This window comes from Bacillus sp. EKM202B (genome assembly GCF_011066025.1).
Lineage (GTDB): Bacteria > Bacillota > Bacilli > Bacillales > Bacillaceae_G > Bacillus_A > Bacillus_A toyonensis.
The window spans coordinates 12,940-31,925 of the sequence record NZ_JAAMNK010000025.1 but is presented as its reverse complement, the minus strand read 5'-3'; the positions used below and the strand labels follow the sequence as shown (position 1 = coordinate 31,925).

The following is an 18,986-nucleotide window of genomic DNA, read 5'->3' as shown; positions in this document are numbered from 1 at the left end:
TAGTTTACTCTTTTCGGATAGAGCGTTTTCAAGTACAATGGAAATGACTGAATCATCTAACTATTTAGGGGTATAGAGGGGGGAGAAGAGATATGAAACGTAATCCGCTGATTCCGTTCGCTCTTATTGCAGCATTAGGTATTATCGTTATGTTTGTATTTTCATTTCAGGGGCTAAATAAATCTAAAGAGTTAGCTGATACAAAAAATGGCGGGAAGCCAGCGCAAACAGCATCAAAGCCAGAGGATATTGTGAAGCAAAGCTGTACGAGCTGTCATGGTGATCAGTTACAAGGGGCGGTAGGGCCTAATTTACAAAAAATTGGTGGAAAACTTTCAAAGGATGAAATTAAAGAAATTCTTTCGAAAGGAAAAGGTAACATGCCGGCCAATTTAGTACCAGCTGATCAAGCGGCTAAAGTAGCTGATTGGCTATCTAAGAAAAAATAAGGTTCCATAAAACAAGCCTTTTGCTTTTGCAAAAGGCTTGTTTTTCTATACTTTCTAAAATACGATGAGTAATAGAGAATGGAATTGTTGTTATGGGCTTGCAACCACTACTATAAATTCATTATCATGGAGACAGACTGACAAGAGAAGGAGTAATGGAAATACATGAATGAAGTAAAGCTTTCAAAACGATTAGAAGAAGTTGTGCGCGAGATTCCAGTAGGATCTACAGTAGCTGATATTGGATCGGATCATGCGTATTTACCGTGTTATACAATTATAAATAATATTGCTACAAAAGCAGTTGCAGGAGAAGTTGTAGATGGGCCGTTTCGTTCTGCGCAAGCAACTGTAGCTGAAAGTGGCTTACAAGATAAAGTGGACGTTCGTAAAGGGAATGGATTAGAAGTAATTACACCAGGGGAAGTAGATGTAATTACAGTTGCTGGTATGGGTGGAGCACTAATTCGTGACATTTTAGAAAGTGGTAAAGAAAAGTTAGAAGGTGTAACACGTTTAATTTTACAGCCGAACATTGCAGCACATCACATACGTGAATGGTTTATTGAAAATGGCTGGGAGCTTATCCGTGAGAAAATCGTAAAAGAAGACGGGAAAATTTACGAAATTTTAGTTGGGGAACGAGGAAATATTGCAGCACCTTACTCGGATAATAAACAAGCTGAATTATTTATGGGTCCATTTTTAATAAAAGAAAAAGGTGAGGCTTTTGTTGAAAAGTGGGAAGGAGAATTGAAAAACTTCCAAAATATCTTAAAACAATTAGAACGTGCAGCAGATTCTGAAGAGACAAAAACGAAACGTGTAGAAGTAGAAGCGAAAATGAAAATGATAGGGGAGATTTTATCATGAGTAAAATTCCAAATGGCCATGAGGTTATTTCTTTATTTGAAAGTATGTACCCGAAGCATTTAGCGATGGAAGGGGATAAGATTGGCCTGCAGATCGGGGCGCTTAATAAACCCGTGCAGCACGTATTGATTGCTTTAGATGTAACGGAGGAGGTTGTAGATGAAGCAATTCAATTAGGAGCGAATGTCATTATTGCGCATCACCCTTTAATTTTTAATCCGTTAAAAGCGATTCATACAGAGAAAGCGTATGGGAAAATTATTGAAAAGTGTATTAAGAATGATATTGCCGTTTATGCCGCTCATACAAATGTAGACGTTGCTAAAGGTGGAGTAAACGATTTACTCGCTGATGCGTTAGGATTACAAAATACAGAAGTATTAGCTCCAACATACGCAGAAGAAATGAAAAAAATTGTTGTGTTTGTGCCAGTAACTCATGCAGAAGAGGTTCGTAAAGCATTAGGAGACGCAGGTGCGGGTCATATCGGCAATTATAGCCACTGTACGTTCAGTAGTGAGGGAGCAGGCGCGTTTGTACCTCAGGAGGGAACAAATCCTTATATCGGGGAAACTGGGCGGTTAGAACGTGTGGAAGAGGTACGTATCGAAACGATAATTCCAGCTTCACTACAAAGAAAAGTTATGAAAGAGATGTTGGCAGCTCATCCATACGAAGAAGTGGCATATGATGTATATCCTCTTGATAATAAAAGTGAAACGTTAGGGCTTGGAAAAATAGGCTATTTACAAGAAGAAATGACACTTGGACAGTTTGCTGAACATGTGAAACAATCATTAGACGTGAAGGGCGCAAGAGTTGTCGGCAAGTTAGGTGATAAAGTGCGTAAAGTTGCTGTACTTGGTGGGGACGGTAATAAATATATAAACCAAGCGAAATTTAAAGGGGCAGATGTATATGTAACAGGTGACATGTATTATCATGTCGCTCATGATGCGATGATGCTCGGTTTAAATATAGTTGATCCAGGACATAACGTTGAAAAGGTAATGAAGCAAGGTGTGCAAAAGCAACTGCAAGAAAAAGTAGATGCGAAAAAATTAAATGCACAAATTCATGCTTCGCAGTTACATACAGATCCATTCACATTTGTATAAGAAAAATAAAAACCGTTGCTCATGTAGGCAACGGTTTTTATTATTGTTCTTTTTTCACTTTTACACGAGGTAAGATTTTTTGAAGTGGTACTTTTCGAATTCTTTCCCACGTAGCCGGATTCATTGGGTCATATTGATCTAAGAAAGCGATAACCTCTTTTGTAATTGGTGTTGGAGTAGAAGCACCTGCTGTAACAGCTACGTTTTCTACACCTTGTAGCCATTCTAATTGAATTTCACTTACATCCGCAACACGGTAAGCTTTCGTACCAGCAATTTCTTGTGATACTTGCGCTAAGCGATTCGAATTGTTACTTTTTGGATCACCAACAACGATTGTTAAATCTGCAACATCCGCTTGTTTAGCTACAGCTTCTTGACGAACTTGAGTTGCTAAACAAATTTCCTTATGGAATTCTGCTGTTGGAAATTTTTTCTGAATGTCCTCCATTAAATGTTGAACATCCCATTGACTCATCGTTGTTTGATTCGTAACTAAAATTTTATCCGTTGGGATTTCTAATGTTTCTAAATCATCCGCTCTTTCGATAAGGTGAACGATATCAGGTGCAATACCAACCGCGCCTTCTGGTTCTGGATGGTTTTTTTTGCCGATATAAATGACATGATATCCTTCAGCTTTTTTTGCTTCAATAAGGTCATGTGTTTTTGTAACATCTGGACAAGTTGCATCGATTGTCGTTAAACCTTTTTCTTTTGCACGTTGTTTAACTTCAGGAGAAACACCGTGAGCAGTAAATATAACAGTACCAGAATCGATTTGATCTAAAATATCTAAGCGACTTGGTCCGTCTAACGTAATGATTCCATCTTCTTCAAAAGCGTCTGTAACATGTTTATTGTGAACAATCATACCTAAAATATAAATAGGTCTCGGTAATGATTTATCTAATGCAGCGTTACGTGCAATTACCATTGCATCGACAACACCGTAGCAATAACCACGAGGGGAAATTTTAACAATTTTCATATGAGTAATCCTCTCCTTCTAAACAAGGGATACTTTTGTGCATAGTCCTTTACATTATAAAGGAGGAGAGGATAGAAAACAAAGGATTGTTACACATATAGTTTTGGTTTTGTTGCTATTTTTTGAACAGGCTCCTCTCGTACTTCTGTTTCTATGGCTGGCTCAATCACTATTTTTTTTCTTTTTCTTTTTTTTTGTGGAGGAGGGGGAGTTGCTACCTCAACCTTTTCTGTTAGATCTTCAGTTTGATCTTCTTCCGTACTTTTTCCAGAGGTGAGGATTTTAACAATGCTTGGTAGGTTACGCATAATGGGACCGTACTGTTCGACGACAGGGCTTACAGATTGAACGACTTGTGATACTTTTTCGATATTGTTTATCATATTAGTTGGATTCGAAATTAAATTCGAAAAAAAACTGCCGATGCCGCTGCTAGATGCTGCTTTAGTGGCTGCACCGCCGCGCGTTTCGTTTGATTCATACATTTGAGGGGGAATCATTTGCTCTGGATACTGCTGCATGTATGGTTGATATTGCTGTGAGTATTGATGCGGGTATTGTTGTTGGTATTGCTGTTGATATTGCTGTTGCTGTTGATATTGCTGTTGATATTGGGGTGGCTGTTGTTGGTGCATCATTGGCGGCTGTCCTTCTATTTGTCGATAAGGCGGAACCATTTGCATGAAAGGTTCGGTTGGATCGTGTTTTTTAAAGAGTTTAGCAAGGAACCCTTTCTTTTTTTGTGCCATCGGTGGTAGTTGTGGAATGGGGTATGGTGTATAAGGTTGTTGGCCTGGATTCGGATACATTTGCCTTACGGGAGATTTTGGAAACATGTGAGAAACCCTCCTTTCTTCAGTTAGGTATATACACATACAATATGCAATAAGAGTGAAGAAGGTTAGTTTTTGAAGTAAAAACCTAAACTAAAGATGGATTTTAATTGTAGATTTCGATATAATGTAGACTTGACTGATTTGTGCGCGCAGTAGAAATTTAGAAAGAAGGTGTAACTTATGACACAACAAACTTTTACACAGTATGATTTTAAACCATTTTTAATAGATGCAATTCGTGAACTACGCTTTACAGAGCCGACAGGAATTCAACAGAAAATTTTCCCGGTCGTGAAAAAAGGTGTAAGTGTAATTGGACAATCCCAAACAGGTTCTGGGAAAACACATGCATACTTACTTCCTACATTAAACAGAATTAATCCAAGTCGTGAAGAAGTACAGCTTGTTATTACAGCGCCTACTCGTGAGTTAGCACAACAAATTTACGAAGAAATCGTGAAATTAACAAAGTTCTGTGCAGAAGATCAAATGATTACAGCACGTTGTTTAATTGGTGGAACTGATAAACAACGATCGATTGAAAAGTTGAAAAAACAACCTCATATTGTAGTTGGAACACCAGGACGTATTAAAGACTTAGTAGAAGAAAAGGCGCTATTTGTTTATAAAGCGGATACTATTATTGTCGATGAAGCGGATTTAATGCTTGATATGGGATTCATTCAAGATGTAGATAAAATTGCAGCACGTATGCCTAAAAACTTGCAAATGCTAGTTTTCTCTGCAACAATTCCTCAAAAATTAAAACCATTTTTGAAGAAATATATGGAGAATCCAGAACATATTCATATTAATCCGAAACAAGTTGCAGCAGGAAATATTGAGCATTACCTTGTGCCTTCAAGACACCGTAATAAAATTGAATTAGTGAAAAATATGCTACTTCAATTTAAACCGTACTTAGCAATTGTGTTTACAAACACGAAGAAGAAGGCTGATGAAGTAGCCGATGGATTAGCTGAACGTGGGTTAAAAGTAGGGCGTATACACGGTGATTTATCACCACGTGATCGTAAAAAAATGATGAAACAAGTTCGTGATTTAGAGTTCCAATACATTGTCGCAACAGATTTAGCGGCACGCGGTATTGATATTGAAGGAATTAGCCATGTTATTAACTATGAACTTCCATCGGATTTAGATTTCTTCGTTCACCGCGTTGGAAGAACTGCACGTGCGGGTCATTCAGGGATTGCAGTGACAATTTATGATCCAGCAAATGAAGAAGCGTTAGATAGTTTGGAAAAACAACGTCATATCGAGTTTAAGCATGTAGATTTACGCGGAGATGAGTGGGCGGATTTAGGTGACCGTCGTCGTCGTAAGAGTCGTAAAAAACCAAATGATGGACTAGATGTTATGGCAACAAAAGTTGTTAAAAAGCCGAAAAAAGTAAAACCAAACTATAAGCGAAAACTTGCAACAGAACGTGACAAAGTGAAGAAAAAATATAGCAATAAAAAAAGATAAGGGATTTCCCTTATCTTTTTTTATCCAGCTATTTGTGAGAGTCGTAATCAATATGGGTAGAAAAATATGGATTAAAGCTTCACTTAATCCAGTTCATTTAAATGAAGAGTATAGTCTGTTTAAATAGTTATATAAATTTGTGTAGTGCGTTTTTTGTGAACAAACAATTCACTACATATTTCTACAAATTATGCTATCATTATAACTATTGTATATTGAAGAGGTGATTGTATGTTAAAGATTGGATCTCATGTCTCAATGAGTGGTAAGAAAATGTTATTAGCAGCAAGTGAAGAGGCTGTTTCATACGGTGCAACAACGTTTATGATTTATACAGGTGCACCGCAAAATACACGAAGAAAACCGATTGAAGAATTGAACATAGAAGCAGGACGTAAACATATGGAACTGAATGGTATTAAGGAAATTATCGTCCATGCACCATATATTATTAACGTTGGTAATACGACGAAGCCAGAAACATTCCAATTAGGTGTAGACTTCCTGCGCATGGAAATTGAAAGAACAGCGGCATTAGGTGTTGCGAAACAAATTGTTCTTCACCCAGGAGCGCACGTTGGTGCTGGAGCAGATGCGGGTATTCAACAAATTATTAAAGGGCTTAATGAAGTAATAACGCCTGAACAGACGGTTAACATTGCGCTAGAGACGATGGCTGGAAAAGGAACAGAGTGCGGTCGTAGCTTTGAGGAAATTGCAAAGATTATTGATGGTGTAAAATATAATGAGAAGCTATCTGTATGTTTTGATACGTGTCATACGCATGATGCGGGTTATGACATTGTAAATGATTTTGACGGTGTATTGAACGAATTTGACAAGATTGTTGGTGTAGATCGATTACAAGTGCTTCATATTAATGATAGTAAAAATGTGCGTGGGGCCGGAAAGGACCGTCACGAAAATATCGGTTTTGGTCATATCGGTTATAAAGCATTGCATCATATTGTACATCATCCGCAGTTAATGAACGTGCCAAAAATTCTTGAAACACCATATGTAGGTGAAGATAAAAAAGATAAGAAGCCACCATATAAATTAGAAATCGAAATGCTGAAAAACGGTACTTTTGATGAGGGGATTCTTGAAAAAATTAAAGCGCAATAAGGAGGGGGGTATCCCCTCCTTATTTTAGTAGTTGCTGAAATAAAGTGTTTACTTGTTGCGCGGTAGCAGGGGAAGTTACTTTTGCGATTTGTTTTAAGAGTTCTAGTCGCTCATTATTATCATAAATGTTAATATTCTTTCCTTTCATAAGTAAAACAATTTGATCAGCTTGTGCAGTTGTAATTGAAACTTCATATTCTTTACTATATTTCAATAACTCTTTTGTAGAAATATGATTTAATTTTTTATTCACAATTTGTTTAATGAGATTCATCGAGTTATCCTCCTTCATACGTTCTTCTATCGAAATATATGAGTGCGTAGCTTGTACATATTCTTATAGAGTTTCTTTTTTCATGAGGAAAAGAAGCGTATGTTATAATGTAAGGACAAAACTACAGAAAAAGAATATAAGGAGGACTTATGGAACAAAAGCAACATCGAAAAGAAAGCGTTATCCATCTCATTTATCGTTTAGTAATGATTATTTTTGGGGCAGCGTGCGCGGCGGTAGCGATTGAATTATTCTTAATGCCAAATAAAATTATTGATGGTGGAATTATTGGTATTTCTCTTATATTAGATTATCTTACTCCTAATATTTGGTGGTTAAGTTTTTCTACTTTAGTTGTTATCCTCAACATTCCGTTTATGTACTCTGGGTATAAGCAAATCGGAAAAACATTTATGTTATCCTCAGCATTTGGGATTGTAGCTTTAGCATTTATTGAATCGACATTACATGCTGTTCCACCATTTACAACTGAGCCCATTTTAGCAACAGTTTTTGGTGGCCTTATTTTGGGGCTTGGTGTAGGACTTGTTATTCGTCATGGCGGATCAATGGACGGAACAGAAATTATGGGGATTTTATTAACGAAGAAATTACCGTTTTCTGTTGGTGAATTCGTAATGTTTGTGAACTTATTTGTTTTTGCATGGGCAGCATTTGTATTTGGTGTCGAACAAGCTATGTATTCTGTTATGACGTACTATATTGCATTCAAAACAATTGATACGGTAATTCAAGGTTTAGATGAAACGAAAGCAGTTTTAATTGTATCAGATCAGTATGAGGAAGTATCAAATGCCATTTTGCATCGTCTCGGTCGTGGAACTACAAAGCTTGTAGCCAAAGGTGGTTACACGGATAAAGAAAAAGAAGTTATTTATGCAGTTGTAACGCGTTTGGAAGTGACGAAGTTAAAATCAATTGTGCATGAAATTGATGAAAATGCGTTTGTTACGATTATGAGTACACAAGAAACAAATGGTGGTAAGTTTAAATCAGCTATCCACTAAAAAGTTACTTGGAATATTTTTCGAAAGCAGAGAATTTTTCTCTGCTTTTTGTTATAATAGTAAGGTTTCTTGAAAAAATAGATATAATTTAGGCAGATTGGTTTACAACTATAATAAGCTGTACTATAATTCAAATAGATATAAATCGGAATCATTCTGAATTAAAATAGGTGAGATGCTATGAATAATATATTGGAAATAGAAGGATTAACGTTTCGATATGAAGATCGAAATGTGTTAGAAAATATTAATTTGCAAGTTCCGAAGGGAGCTTTTTTAGGTTTAGTTGGGCCAAATGGTTCTGGGAAATCCACTTTACTAAAATGTTTATTAGGCGTTTTAAAGCCTAAACAAGGGAGTATTCGCTTGTTTGGTGTTGATAGCAAGAAGTTTAAAGAATGGAACAAACTTGGCTATGTATCCCAAAAGGCAAATAGTTTCAACTCTGGTTTTCCAGCAACTGTTTTTGAAGTTGTGTCAATGGGGCTCGTTTCGAAAAAAGGTCTTTTTCGCTTTTTCACGAAAGACGACAAGGCGAAGGTAGAAAAGGCGATTGCTGATGTAGGGATGAGTGAATTTCAAGATCGCAATATTGGAGAGCTTTCTGGTGGACAACAACAACGTGTATTTATTGCTCGTGCGCTCGTTAGTGATCCTGAATTACTTATTTTGGACGAGCCTACTGTTGGGATTGATGTGAAAAATGTGGAAAGTTTTTATGAGATATTAGAGGATTTAAACAAAAGGCTTGGGATTACATTGATTCTTGTTACTCATGATATGGGGGCTGTTACCGAGAAAGTAACACATGTTGCATGTCTAAACCAACATTTACATTTCCATGGGAATGTAAAGGAGTTCCGAGAGTTAGAAGATGCAGAAATGTCCGTCTTATATGGACATCATGTCCATCGTTTAAAACACGAGCATGAGCATCACGGGAGGATATAATGATACAAGATTTTTTACAATATGACTTTTTACGTAATTCTTTATATGCAGGTATTTTAATTGGACTTGTTGCACCGCTTATCGGTGTGTTTGTTGTTATTCGTCGTTTATCTCTTATTGCAGATGCATTAAGTCACGTGACGTTATCAGGTATTGCAGCAAGTTTACTACTTGAAAAAACAATTTTTACAGGTGGCTTTTTAAATCCCCTATATATGGGGATGATTTTCTCGATTGGGGGAGCGTTACTAATTGAAAAGTTACGAACTGTATATAAGCATTATCAAGAATTAGCAATTCCGATTATTCTTTCAGCAGGAATGGGAATTGGAGTTATTTTCATTTCACTTGCAAATGGATTTAACACAGACTTATTTAGTTATTTATTTGGTAGTGTAAGTGCTGTAACGAGTACGGATTTAATTATTATTGGGATTGTAGCAATTGTTGTTATTGCGACAATTATTTTATTATATAAAGAGCTGTTTTTATTATCATTTGATGAGGAATACGCAGTATCAACTGGTCTAAGGGCAAAGTGGATTCACTTTATCTTCATTATACTAGTTGCTCTTGTCATTGCAGTATCAATGCGTGTAGTAGGTGTTCTTCTCGTATCCTCATTAATGACGTTACCAGTTGCAGCAAGTATTCGTATTGCTAAAGGATTTAAACAAACAATTTTCTTTTCCATTTTATTTGGTGAAATTGCAGTAATTGGTGGAATGTTTGCTTCGTATCAACTTGATCTAGCACCAGGTGGTACAATTGTTATGATAGCAGTTCTTATTTTAATCGGTGCGATTTTATGGAAGAAGAAAAAAACTGCATAAAGTAGGGATAGGTATGAATCTAACAGAAGCTTTACGCCTAATGAAAGAAAAAGGATACAAACATACTGGGAAAAGGGAAGAGATGCTCAGATTATTTGCAGCTCACAATCGTTATTTAACAGCAAAAGACGTTTTAGAGCATATGAAGGATGATTATCCAGGGCTTAGTTTTGATACGATTTATCGTAACTTAACGGTTTTTGCTGAAATCGGCGTTTTAGAACAAACAGAATTAAATGGTGAAAAACATTTTCGTTTTACATGTTCCATTATGGAACATCATCATCATTTTATTTGTTTAGATTGCGGGGGAACGAAAGAGATTACTTCCTGTCCAATGGATTTTATGAATAAAGATTTTAACGGTTATGAAGTAACAGGGCATAAATTTGAAATATACGGCCGTTGTCCAAAATGTGCAAAATAAAAACTCGTCGGTTATATAACTGACGAGCTTTTTTGCATAAAAAAGAAGGTTGCTCACAAATATTGTGGGCAACCTTCTTTTTATTGTTCTTGTGTTTCTTTTTCTTTATCTCTTTCAGCAGCCATTTCAGCAGCGATTACATCGATTTCTTTTTTCAGTTCTTCTACCATTGTTTCTTCTGGTACTTTACGAACAACTTGCCCTTTGCGGAATAATAATCCTTCTCCACGTGCACCGGCAATACCGATATCAGCTTCACGAGCTTCACCAGGGCCATTTACAGCGCAACCAAGTACTGCAACTTTAATTGGTACTTGCAGTGTAGAAATATATTCTTCCACTTCGTTAGCGATGCTAATTAAATCAATTTCAATACGACCGCAAGTTGGACAAGAGATAAGTGTTGCTGCATTAGATGCAAGACCAAATGACTTTAATAGTTCACGTGCAACTTTTACTTCTTCAACTGGATCAGCACTTAATGAAATACGAAGTGTGTTTCCGATGCCTTTACTTAAAATTGCTCCAAGACCAGCGGCACTTTTTACAGTTCCAGCAAACAATGTGCCAGATTCTGTAATACCTAAATGTAATGGATAATCAAAAGCGCGAGCAGCTTTTTCATATGCTTCAATTGCTAAGTTAACATCAGAGGCTTTCATAGATACGATAATATCGTGGAAATCTAAGTCCTCTAAAATTTTAATGTGATGTAGTGCGCTCTCAACCATGCCATCTGCAGTTGGGTATCCGTACTTTTCTAAAATGTGACGCTCTAATGAACCAGCGTTTACACCGATACGGATTGGAATGCCGCGCTCTTTTGCTGCATTTACAACAGCTTCTACTTTATGGCGACGACCAATGTTACCTGGATTGATACGTACTTTATCAATGCCACCTTCAATTGCTTTTAAAGCAAGGCGATAATCAAAATGAATATCAGCAACAAGTGGAATGTTGATTTGTTTTTTAATATCAGCAATAGCATTTGCTGCGCGTTCATCTGGAACGGCAACACGAACAACCTGACAACCAGCTTCTTCTAAACGTTTAATTTCAGCAACTGTTGCTTCAACATCATGTGTTTTTGTTGTTGTCATACTTTGTATAATTAATTCATTATTACCGCCAATTGTTAAATTACCGACTTTAACTGGACGTGTTTTTGTACGATGAGTCATTTCATTCACGAATAGATCGCTCTCCTTATAAAAGAAGTTTCTTATTTAGTCCCTCATATCAATGATAGTATACGTGATATAGGGCTATAGAAACCGAAGTGCTCGGTTTCACTTTTACTATTGTATCAGCGCCTTTATGTAATTGACAAGGATTAAGTGATCGCTTATTGATATAACGGGAATTTATAAGTCTTTCCAATTTGAATTTTTGTAGCAGATGTACTTTTATTTAATTGTTTAAAGTCATCAATTACCTTTTCAATAGAAGGGATTTTTTTCTTATTAATTTGTTCTGTAATCGAAAGAACGGTCTCACCAGTTTTTACTTCAATTGCTTTATAAGTAACATCTGTTTCTTCCTTTTTGCTTTGTTTTGTAGTTGTTTCTTCTTTTTTTATAGTTTGAGCAGCTGTTGTTTTTTTGTATGAACTTAACATCGGTAAAGTACCGATTTTTATATCGTAATAAAATATATAACCGAGAACAAGCACGAATAAGAATATACCTAATCTCTTCATATTCTTCACTCCTTTGCTAGGAATATATGCTTGTCCAAAAAAAAAATGCCTATTTAGGCATTTTTTATCGTTCTTATTTTTCTTTCGGTTGTGGAACTTCTTTAAGTGTTAAGTATAGAACAATTAAAACAACTGCGATATAAATGAATGTTGAACCAGGTACGACGATTTTAAATAAATCCATAATCATAAAGAAGATTGTTGGAATTGTGTAACTGTAAGCAGTTAATGTCCAAACTTGTTTGTAGGATAATTTACGTTGTCCGCTCATAGCAGAACCGATGAACGCAAGTAAAGTCACGCCTACAAAAGTAATGAATAATTGGAATAGGTACACTAAAAATCCGATAACAAATAATAAAATTGGATAGATACTATCGAATAGAGAAATAAAGTCTTGTAAATCTTTTTTCTCAAGAGATGCACCTAATAAGTCGTTATAGGAATACGTTTGTGTTTGACCATTTCCCATGGAGACTACTTTATCTTTTAAAACAAATAAACCCGTTTTATTTTGATATTTTTCTAAGTTTGTTGAATTTGGATCAAATACGAAAAGGGCATTTCCATCTTCTTTTTCGATAGGTTGATCAATATCTGCTGTTAGTTCGCCATTTTCAATTTTAAAATCAGGTAAATCTTTTTCGATTACTTTATTTACCATATTAACACCGTCTTGAATAACGCTACCGTACAAGAAAGTTCTTGGAATAGTAGTGATTAGGCAAAGAAGCATAATATACAAAATGGTTTTACCGATTTTTTGAAAACGGAAAAGCGCAATATCTTTAGGCGAATATACGCTTTTTGCTAACTGTTTAAAAATGGACATAGATTCACTTCCTTTATGTATGTATAAAGTCATTGTAACGTAGGAATCTAGAGAATCTCAAGATATATTATATTTACATATAGTGGAGATAACTAAATTTCTTTTTAATAATTTTCTTCTTTTAAATGAGAAAAATACAATTGACACTTTTCTTTTTTATATGGTAAATTTATCTTACATTTCTTAAAGGATATATCCGATAGGAATTCAGTTGTTTAATATGTTATTACATACATAATTATGGACCCTTAGCTCAGCTGGTTAGAGCAGACGGCTCATAACCGTCCGGTCGTAGGTTCGAGTCCTACAGGGTCCATACCCATTTCGCATGTTTATTATGTCAGCAGGAAGCTTCCTTGTAGAAGGAAGCTTTTTTTACGGAATATATGAGCATTTTAATTGAAAAGAAGTGGGAATTTTGCTACTTTAATGATAGCAAGACAATGTGATTTATTTGTTTGCACCCTATGGCAATTAGGGTAGAATGAAGTTGTATGTCACACATATGGTGGCAATACATAAACTGGGAGGAATATAACAATGGCAAAACACGAATTACCAAACTTACCTTATGCGTATGATGCTTTAGAGCCTCACTTTGACAAAGAAACAATGAACATCCATCATACAAAACATCACAACACGTACATTACAAACTTAAACGCTGCTTTAGAAGGTCATGCAGAACTAGCTGACAAAAGCGTTGAAGAATTAGTTGCAAACTTAAACGAAGTACCAGAAGCAATCCGTACAGCAGTACGTAACAATGGTGGTGGACATGCTAACCATACATTCTTCTGGACAATTCTTTCTCCAAACGGCGGGGGACAACCAGTAGGCGAACTTGCAACTGCGATTGAAGCGAAATTCGGTAGCTTCGATGCATTCAAAGAAGAATTCGCAAAAGCTGGCGCAACTCGCTTCGGTTCTGGTTGGGCTTGGTTAGTAGTAAACAATGGTGAGTTAGAAGTAACAAGCACGCCAAACCAAGATTCTCCTCTAACTGAAGGTAAAACTCCAGTTATCGGTTTAGATGTTTGGGAGCATGCTTACTACTTAAATTACCAAAACCGTCGTCCAGACTACATCGGTGCATTCTGGAACGTTGTAGATTGGAACGCTGCTGAAAAACGTTACCAAGAAGCAAAATAATTATAATAATTATAGAAAAAAGCTAGGAGAATGCTCCTAGCTTTTTTCTATGCTTTCCTTTTACATAATTGGGCTTGTCTTTGGAAGACTAGAACATGAAGTAAAGGAGAGTTGTGTATGAAGTGGAAACATATAATTGGTGACGTTGAAGTGAATCGGGATTTAGTGTTATTGCTCCTTATTGGAGGTTTATACACGCTCGCAATTTCTTTATCGAATACGTTTGTTAATATTTATTTATGGAAACAAACACAAAATTATGTGAATCTTGGCTTGTATAATTTGGCCAGCGTTGTATTGCAGCCTCTCACATTTCTTATAGGTGGGAAATTAGCGAAACGTATTGACCGCTCAATCTTGTTACGAATAGGCGTAGGCACGTTAGCAATTTTTTTTATCGTTGTTTTAGTAGCGGGAAAAAGCGCTTCTCACTATATTTTATTAATGGGGGCTCTTTTAGGAGTCGGATATGGTTTTTATTGGCTCGCGTTTAACTTATTGACATTTGAGATTACAGAACCAGAAACAAGAGATTTCTTTAATGGGTTTCTTGGACTTCTTACATCCTTCTCTGGAATGATTGGACCGATAGCGGCAGGATACACAATTTCACGTATGGCAAAATGGAGTGGTTATACTGTCATATTCTTTCTTTCATTAGTGCTATTTGCAATTGCTGTCGTTTTAAGCTTTTTTTTATCTAAGAGAGAATGTGAAGGGCGTTATGAAATTACAAAAGTATTGAAGGAGCGACGGATTGATAAAAATTGGGGGAGAATTACACGTGCTCATTTTTTCCAAGGGTTGAGAGAGGGAACATTTATTTTTGTTATTTCAGTATATGTGTACTTAGCAACCGATAGTGAGCTCGCATTAGGGAAATATAGCTTAGTCAACTCCGCTGTATCATTTGTATGTTACTACTTAGTTGCTCGTATGTTAAAGAAAGAGTGGCGAAAAAAAGCGATTTTGCTTGGAGGCATTATTTTATATGCGGTCGTATTTTTAGTTATATTCAATGTTACATACACAAAATTACTTATTTATGCAGCATGTATCGCGATCGCATATCCTATTTTACTCGTTCCGTACGGGTCAATGACATATGACGTAATTGGTAGAGCGAAAAATGCGAGAGAGTGGCGTGTAGAGTATGTAGTTGTCCGGGAATTATGGTTAAATGCTGGAAGGATTTGTTCGGTTTTAAGTTTTTTATATGCTGTGTTATTCTTTCCGCCTGAAAAAAGTTTACCTTTCTTACTATGTATTTTAGGTGCTGGACATTTTCTTATTTATTTTGCAGTTAAAAATGTCAAATATGATGAGGGAAATGTGGGGAAAACCAGCGTTGTAGCGCAAGAAACTACCCAGAATCAAACTGAACCAGAAGGTTAACTTATCGTTTGTTTTATGCTAAAATAGAAAAAGATGTAAGACAGCAGTGAGGACACCTGTATGAAGGTGTCCCTTTCACATTACATAGCTGTTGGTAGAGGGGGTTTGTATGAGCAAGAAGCAGAAACAACAAAAGAAAAAAACTCACGTTCCTTTTCGATTAAACGTGCTGTTTTTTTGCGTATTTTTAATGTTCTCCGCGGTTATTGTAAGGCTCGGATATGTACAAATTGTTCGTGGTGAGGAATATAAGAATGAAGTAGAGAAGAAAGAGAATTCAACGATAAGTAATCCTGTACCGCGCGGGAAAATCTTTGACCGCTATGGGCGACCTGTAGTAGATAATACAGCTGTTCGTACTATTACATTTACAAAAATGAAAGGATCAACTGCAGAAGATCGCTTAGAAACAGCGAAAAAATTAGCAGAGTTGATTGAAGTACCGACAGATAAATTAACAGAGCGAGATAAAAAAGATTATTGGATTGCGATGCATAAAGAGGAAGCGAAAACAAAAATTACGAGTAAAGATCGTCAAGAATTGAAAGATAACAAAATTGACGATAAAGAATTAGACGAGCGTCAACGAAGTCGTGTAACAGAAGAAGAGATTAATCAATTATCCGCAAAAGATTTAGAAATACTAGCGATTAAAAGTAAGATGGACGGCGGATATGCAATGACACCTCAAGTTATTAAAAAAGATGCTACAGAAAGAGAATATGCGATTATTAGTGAGAGCCTAGCAACATTACCAGGTGTAGATACGAATGTTGATTGGGATCGAAAATATACGTATGATGATTTATTCCGAAGTGTTCTTGGTGGGGTGTCGACGGCGGATGAAGGTTTACCGAGAGAAAGACTAGATTACTATCTTGTTCGTGATTATAATCGAAATGACCGAGTAGGGAAAAGTTATCTTGAACAGCAATATGAAGATAGCCTGCACGGTACGAAAGCAGAAGTGAAAAATATTACAGATAAAAACGGTAATATTTTGGAAACAATTAATGTATCACAAGGACAAAGTGGTAATAATCTGAACTTAACAATTGATATGGAATTACAAAAGCGTGTGGAAGATATTATTACCAAAAATTTAACGAAATTTAAAGGGTCAGAACCTCTTTTAGATCGAGCATTTGTTGTAATGATGAATCCGAAAAATGGTGAAGTGTTATCTATGGCTGGGAAACAATTAGTGGATGAAAATGGCGAAACGAAAGTACAAGATTTCGCATTAGGAACGATGACAAGTTCTTATCCGATGGGATCGACTGTAAAAGGTGCGACAGTACTTACAGGATATCAAACAGGTGCAATTCAACCGGGTTCAGTTCAACTGGATGAACCAATCGTATTAAAAGGGACGAAGAGCAAATCTTCTTGGAAGACGATGGGATATATTAATGATTTAACAGCATTAAAAATGTCTTCTAACGTATATATGTTTAAAACAGCGATGAATATCGCTAATGCTCCATATGTTAGAGGTGGTACGTTAAATATACCGCAAAAAGCATATGATACGATGCGATACTATTATGGTCAGTTTGGACTTGGTGTAAAAACAGGCATTGATTTACCGAATGAATCTGCTGGACAAAGAGGTACTACAGACAATATCCCAGGTTTCTTATTAGATTTATCAATTGGACAGTATGATACGTATACACCACTTCAATTAGCGCAATATATTTCGACAATTGCCAATGGTGGATATCGTATGCAACCGCAAGTTGTTAAAGAAATTCGTCAACCGGAAGCGAAACCAGATGAAGTTGGAAAAGTTATTCACTCGATGGAGCCGAAAGTGCTAAATCGTATTGATATGCCTGAATCACAAATTAAACGTGTTCAAGAAGGATTTAGACAAGTATTTAACGATTCCGGCGGTACAGCTACAAAATACTTTACTGGTGCAAAATATAAAGCTGCAGGGAAAACTGGTACAGCGCAAACTGTGTATGGTGGGGATAAAGCGATTGGTAAAAAAGCAGATGGTCAGCGTGTGGAGACTTATAACTTAACATTAGTAGGTTATGCGCCACTTGAAGATCCAGAAGTGGCATTCTCTGTTGTTGTTCCGTGGGTACATGATGATAAGACTGGTATTAATGGATATATTAGTCGTGAAATTATGGATGCTTACTATGATTTGAAAAACCAAGAAATAAATGGTGAAGCTCCAAAAGATGCAAAAGATAATAAAAATGAAAAAGAAGATCAAGATGAGGAATAAAAAAGTTGTAAAAAAAGCACACTATCTGAAAAGATAGTGTGCTTTTTTTTATGGTTTATGCATATCGTGTAATAAATGTGGACAAGTATAAAATATTGGAAAAAGCACGCGGTCTCACAAATGATAATTTTATATTGTGTATAGGGGGATAACTGTCTTATGGACTAATTAATTATCAGTGGAAATGAATAGCGGCTACTGATTAAAGTTTTATCTTATGTTGATTCCTGTGGAACTTTACAAAACTTTTACAAACAATTAAAACCGAATTAATAGTTTAGCAGTATTCTTATATCTGTAATCCTGTTATTTCCGGTTACTTCTAGGAGGAAGAACACGTGAAATGGATGAGTGCATCGATTAAAGTTTTTATATTATCGACATGGTTCCTTTGTTTTGGCATGTCTACTGCATTTGCTGTGAACGAAAGGGGAGAAGTGAGAGTTGATGGATCCTCAACGGTTTTTCCTATTATAGAAGCAGTAGCGGAGGAATATACAAAGGAGCATCCAAACGTGAAAATTTCTATTAGTGTTTCTGGAACTGGAGGAGGATTTAATCGTTTCAGTAAAGGAGAAGTGGATATAAATAATGCTTCGAGAGTAATGAAACAAGTGGAAGAAAATGAAATGAAGAATAACTCCATTCAGTTTACACCCTTTGAGGTTGCTTATGATGGTCTTACGATTGTTGTAAATCGTCACAATACTTGGGTAGACAATATGACAGTAGACGAGTTACGTCTCTTATGGAGTGAAGATGGAAGAGAGAAGCGATGGTCGCAAGTTCATTCAACATGGCCACGTGCACAAGTGAAGTTTTATGCACCAGGTGTAGACTCTGGTACTTATGATTATTTTCAAAATGTCATCTTACAAAATCGTCGCATTGTAAAAAAAGTCTCTTTGTCTGAAGATGATCAAGTTATTATGCAAGGAGTAATGCATGATAAAAATGCCATTGCTTTTGTAGGATATGCTTATTATATGGCCAATCGAGATAGGGTGAAAGCGATAAAAGTGAACGGTGTATTTCCGACGAAAGAGACTATTCAATCAGGTGATTATAAGCCGTTATCTAGATCGTTATTTACTTATGTGAATGATGCATCTATCCGACAAAAAATAAATGTAGCAAATTATGTTGAGTTTATGATCAAACATGTTGGTAACCTCGCTGAAGAGGTTGGATATGTAAAATTACGAAAAGAAAAATATAATGAACAGCTGCGAATGTTAACAGAAATCAAAAGGTAATGTCA

General features: G+C 36.1%; 19 protein-coding genes and 1 tRNA gene. 14 read left to right on the top strand and 6 right to left on the bottom strand.

Annotation, left to right across the window (positions count from 1 at the left end; all coding sequences use genetic code 11):
• Positions 1 to 92 precede the first annotated feature (92 nt).
• From cccA to G9F74_RS23035, 3 genes are all read left to right on the top strand, one after another.
• Positions 93 to 449, top strand: coding sequence for a cytochrome c550 (cccA, locus tag G9F74_RS23045; RefSeq protein WP_000828150.1), 357 nt, complete (start codon positions 93 to 95; stop codon positions 447 to 449).
• A gap of 165 nt (positions 450 to 614) precedes the next feature.
• Positions 615 to 1,322, top strand: coding sequence for a tRNA (adenine(22)-N(1))-methyltransferase (locus tag G9F74_RS23040; protein ID WP_001006556.1), 708 nt, complete (start codon positions 615 to 617; stop codon positions 1,320 to 1,322).
• On the top strand, positions 1,319 to 2,440 hold the full coding sequence (locus G9F74_RS23035; protein WP_016109105.1) for a Nif3-like dinuclear metal center hexameric protein: 1,122 nt from the start codon (positions 1,319 to 1,321) through the stop codon (positions 2,438 to 2,440). The genes G9F74_RS23040 and G9F74_RS23035 overlap by 4 nt, the downstream gene beginning before the upstream one ends.
• 40 nt (positions 2,441 to 2,480) lie before the next feature.
• Here G9F74_RS23035 and G9F74_RS23030 read toward each other — a convergent pair whose 3' ends face one another.
• Together G9F74_RS23030 and vrrA are read right to left on the bottom strand one after the other, a co-directional pair.
• The gene (locus tag G9F74_RS23030) at positions 2,481 to 3,431 is read right to left on the bottom strand and encodes a 4-hydroxy-3-methylbut-2-enyl diphosphate reductase (protein ID WP_000706652.1); all 951 of its coding nucleotides are present in this window, start codon (positions 3,429 to 3,431) and stop codon (positions 2,481 to 2,483) included.
• An 89-nt stretch (positions 3,432 to 3,520) separates the two neighbouring features.
• Complete coding sequence (gene vrrA / locus G9F74_RS23025; protein WP_016109104.1) at positions 3,521 to 4,267, bottom strand: VrrA/YqfQ family protein; 747 nt, start codon at positions 4,265 to 4,267, stop codon at positions 3,521 to 3,523.
• Between the two features lie 180 nt (positions 4,268 to 4,447).
• On the opposite strand from vrrA, the gene G9F74_RS23020 reads away from it, so the two are divergent.
• Together G9F74_RS23020 and G9F74_RS23015 are read left to right on the top strand one after the other, a co-directional pair.
• On the top strand, positions 4,448 to 5,758 hold the full coding sequence (locus G9F74_RS23020) for a DEAD/DEAH box helicase (protein ID WP_000194009.1): 1,311 nt from the start codon (positions 4,448 to 4,450) through the stop codon (positions 5,756 to 5,758).
• A gap of 231 nt (positions 5,759 to 5,989) precedes the next feature.
• The gene (locus G9F74_RS23015; protein ID WP_016109103.1) at positions 5,990 to 6,886 is read left to right on the top strand and encodes a deoxyribonuclease IV; all 897 of its coding nucleotides are present in this window, start codon (positions 5,990 to 5,992) and stop codon (positions 6,884 to 6,886) included.
• A 19-nt stretch (positions 6,887 to 6,905) separates the two neighbouring features.
• Here the strand turns inward: G9F74_RS23015 and G9F74_RS23010 are convergent, their stop codons facing one another.
• A complete protein-coding gene (locus G9F74_RS23010; RefSeq protein ID WP_001048958.1) occupies positions 6,906 to 7,160 on the bottom strand; it encodes a DUF2624 domain-containing protein in 255 nt (84 codons plus the stop codon).
• Positions 7,161 to 7,309: 149 nt separating this feature from the next.
• Here G9F74_RS23010 and G9F74_RS23005 point away from each other — a divergent pair, with 149 nt between their 5' ends.
• The 4 genes from G9F74_RS23005 (at position 7,310) to G9F74_RS22990 (ending at position 10,399) form a co-directional block, all read left to right on the top strand.
• Positions 7,310 to 8,188 (top strand): YitT family protein, encoded by an 879-nt coding sequence (locus G9F74_RS23005; RefSeq protein ID WP_000435959.1) that lies wholly within the window; start codon positions 7,310 to 7,312, stop codon positions 8,186 to 8,188.
• Positions 8,189 to 8,368: 180 nt separating this feature from the next.
• Positions 8,369 to 9,139, top strand: coding sequence for a metal ABC transporter ATP-binding protein (locus G9F74_RS23000; RefSeq protein ID WP_016109102.1), 771 nt, complete (start codon positions 8,369 to 8,371; stop codon positions 9,137 to 9,139).
• Positions 9,139 to 9,972 (top strand): metal ABC transporter permease, encoded by an 834-nt coding sequence (locus G9F74_RS22995; protein WP_000613814.1) that lies wholly within the window; start codon positions 9,139 to 9,141, stop codon positions 9,970 to 9,972. Before G9F74_RS23000 ends, G9F74_RS22995 begins: the two co-directional genes overlap by 1 nt.
• Before the next feature lie 13 nt (positions 9,973 to 9,985).
• Positions 9,986 to 10,399, top strand: a complete 414-nt coding sequence (locus tag G9F74_RS22990) for a Fur family transcriptional regulator (protein ID WP_001054515.1) — start codon at positions 9,986 to 9,988, stop codon at positions 10,397 to 10,399.
• 80 nt (positions 10,400 to 10,479) lie between these two features.
• Here G9F74_RS22990 and ispG read toward each other — a convergent pair whose 3' ends face one another.
• The 3 genes from ispG to G9F74_RS22975 all read right to left on the bottom strand — a co-directional run bounded on the left by ispG (position 10,480) and on the right by G9F74_RS22975 (position 12,933).
• Positions 10,480 to 11,583 (bottom strand): flavodoxin-dependent (E)-4-hydroxy-3-methylbut-2-enyl-diphosphate synthase, encoded by a 1,104-nt coding sequence (gene ispG / locus G9F74_RS22985; protein WP_162861751.1) that lies wholly within the window; start codon positions 11,581 to 11,583, stop codon positions 10,480 to 10,482.
• 164 nt (positions 11,584 to 11,747) lie between these two features.
• Positions 11,748 to 12,101, bottom strand: coding sequence for a hypothetical protein (locus G9F74_RS22980; RefSeq protein ID WP_000825413.1), 354 nt, complete (start codon positions 12,099 to 12,101; stop codon positions 11,748 to 11,750).
• A gap of 73 nt (positions 12,102 to 12,174) precedes the next feature.
• Positions 12,175 to 12,933 (bottom strand): DUF1189 domain-containing protein, encoded by a 759-nt coding sequence (locus G9F74_RS22975; protein WP_000021678.1) that lies wholly within the window; start codon positions 12,931 to 12,933, stop codon positions 12,175 to 12,177.
• Between the two features lie 242 nt (positions 12,934 to 13,175).
• Between G9F74_RS22975 and G9F74_RS22970 the strand changes: the two genes are divergently transcribed.
• From G9F74_RS22970 to G9F74_RS22950, 5 genes are all read left to right on the top strand, one after another.
• Positions 13,176 to 13,249 (top strand) — tRNA-Ile (locus G9F74_RS22970).
• A 224-nt stretch (positions 13,250 to 13,473) separates the two neighbouring features.
• Entirely contained in the window at positions 13,474 to 14,085 is a 612-nt protein-coding gene (sodA, locus tag G9F74_RS22965; RefSeq protein WP_001052031.1) for a superoxide dismutase [Mn], read from the top strand.
• A gap of 117 nt (positions 14,086 to 14,202) precedes the next feature.
• Positions 14,203 to 15,480 (top strand): MFS transporter, encoded by a 1,278-nt coding sequence (locus tag G9F74_RS22960; protein WP_000871364.1) that lies wholly within the window; start codon positions 14,203 to 14,205, stop codon positions 15,478 to 15,480.
• A 109-nt stretch (positions 15,481 to 15,589) separates the two neighbouring features.
• Entirely contained in the window at positions 15,590 to 17,725 is a 2,136-nt protein-coding gene (locus tag G9F74_RS22955; RefSeq protein ID WP_016109101.1) for a peptidoglycan D,D-transpeptidase FtsI family protein, read from the top strand.
• A 338-nt stretch (positions 17,726 to 18,063) separates the two neighbouring features.
• Positions 18,064 to 18,981 (top strand): PstS family phosphate ABC transporter substrate-binding protein, encoded by a 918-nt coding sequence (locus tag G9F74_RS22950; protein WP_016109100.1) that lies wholly within the window; start codon positions 18,064 to 18,066, stop codon positions 18,979 to 18,981.
• The last annotated feature ends 5 nt before the right edge of the window (positions 18,982 to 18,986 follow it).

What these genes read in the sequence shown, in the direction of transcription:
- cccA (WP_000828150.1), top strand. Translation starts at nt 93, where the DNA reads ATGAAACGTAATCCGCTGATTCCGTTCGCTCTTATTGCAGCATTAGGT.
- G9F74_RS23040 (WP_001006556.1), top strand. Translation starts at nt 615, where the DNA reads ATGAATGAAGTAAAGCTTTCAAAACGATTAGAAGAAGTTGTGCGCGAG.
- G9F74_RS23035 (WP_016109105.1), top strand. Translation starts at nt 1,319, where the DNA reads ATGAGTAAAATTCCAAATGGCCATGAGGTTATTTCTTTATTTGAAAGT.
- G9F74_RS23030 (WP_000706652.1), bottom strand. Translation starts at nt 3,431, where the DNA reads ATGAAAATTGTTAAAATTTCCCCTCGTGGTTATTGCTACGGTGTTGTC.
- vrrA (WP_016109104.1), bottom strand. Translation starts at nt 4,267, where the DNA reads ATGTTTCCAAAATCTCCCGTAAGGCAAATGTATCCGAATCCAGGCCAA.
- G9F74_RS23020 (WP_000194009.1), top strand. Translation starts at nt 4,448, where the DNA reads ATGACACAACAAACTTTTACACAGTATGATTTTAAACCATTTTTAATA.
- G9F74_RS23015 (WP_016109103.1), top strand. Translation starts at nt 5,990, where the DNA reads ATGTTAAAGATTGGATCTCATGTCTCAATGAGTGGTAAGAAAATGTTA.
- G9F74_RS23010 (WP_001048958.1), bottom strand. Translation starts at nt 7,160, where the DNA reads ATGAATCTCATTAAACAAATTGTGAATAAAAAATTAAATCATATTTCT.
- G9F74_RS23005 (WP_000435959.1), top strand. Translation starts at nt 7,310, where the DNA reads ATGGAACAAAAGCAACATCGAAAAGAAAGCGTTATCCATCTCATTTAT.
- G9F74_RS23000 (WP_016109102.1), top strand. Translation starts at nt 8,369, where the DNA reads ATGAATAATATATTGGAAATAGAAGGATTAACGTTTCGATATGAAGAT.
- G9F74_RS22995 (WP_000613814.1), top strand. Translation starts at nt 9,139, where the DNA reads ATGATACAAGATTTTTTACAATATGACTTTTTACGTAATTCTTTATAT.
- G9F74_RS22990 (WP_001054515.1), top strand. Translation starts at nt 9,986, where the DNA reads ATGAATCTAACAGAAGCTTTACGCCTAATGAAAGAAAAAGGATACAAA.
- ispG (WP_162861751.1), bottom strand. Translation starts at nt 11,583, where the DNA reads ATGACTCATCGTACAAAAACACGTCCAGTTAAAGTCGGTAATTTAACA.
- G9F74_RS22980 (WP_000825413.1), bottom strand. Translation starts at nt 12,101, where the DNA reads ATGAAGAGATTAGGTATATTCTTATTCGTGCTTGTTCTCGGTTATATA.
- G9F74_RS22975 (WP_000021678.1), bottom strand. Translation starts at nt 12,933, where the DNA reads ATGTCCATTTTTAAACAGTTAGCAAAAAGCGTATATTCGCCTAAAGAT.
- sodA (WP_001052031.1), top strand. Translation starts at nt 13,474, where the DNA reads ATGGCAAAACACGAATTACCAAACTTACCTTATGCGTATGATGCTTTA.
- G9F74_RS22960 (WP_000871364.1), top strand. Translation starts at nt 14,203, where the DNA reads ATGAAGTGGAAACATATAATTGGTGACGTTGAAGTGAATCGGGATTTA.
- G9F74_RS22955 (WP_016109101.1), top strand. Translation starts at nt 15,590, where the DNA reads ATGAGCAAGAAGCAGAAACAACAAAAGAAAAAAACTCACGTTCCTTTT.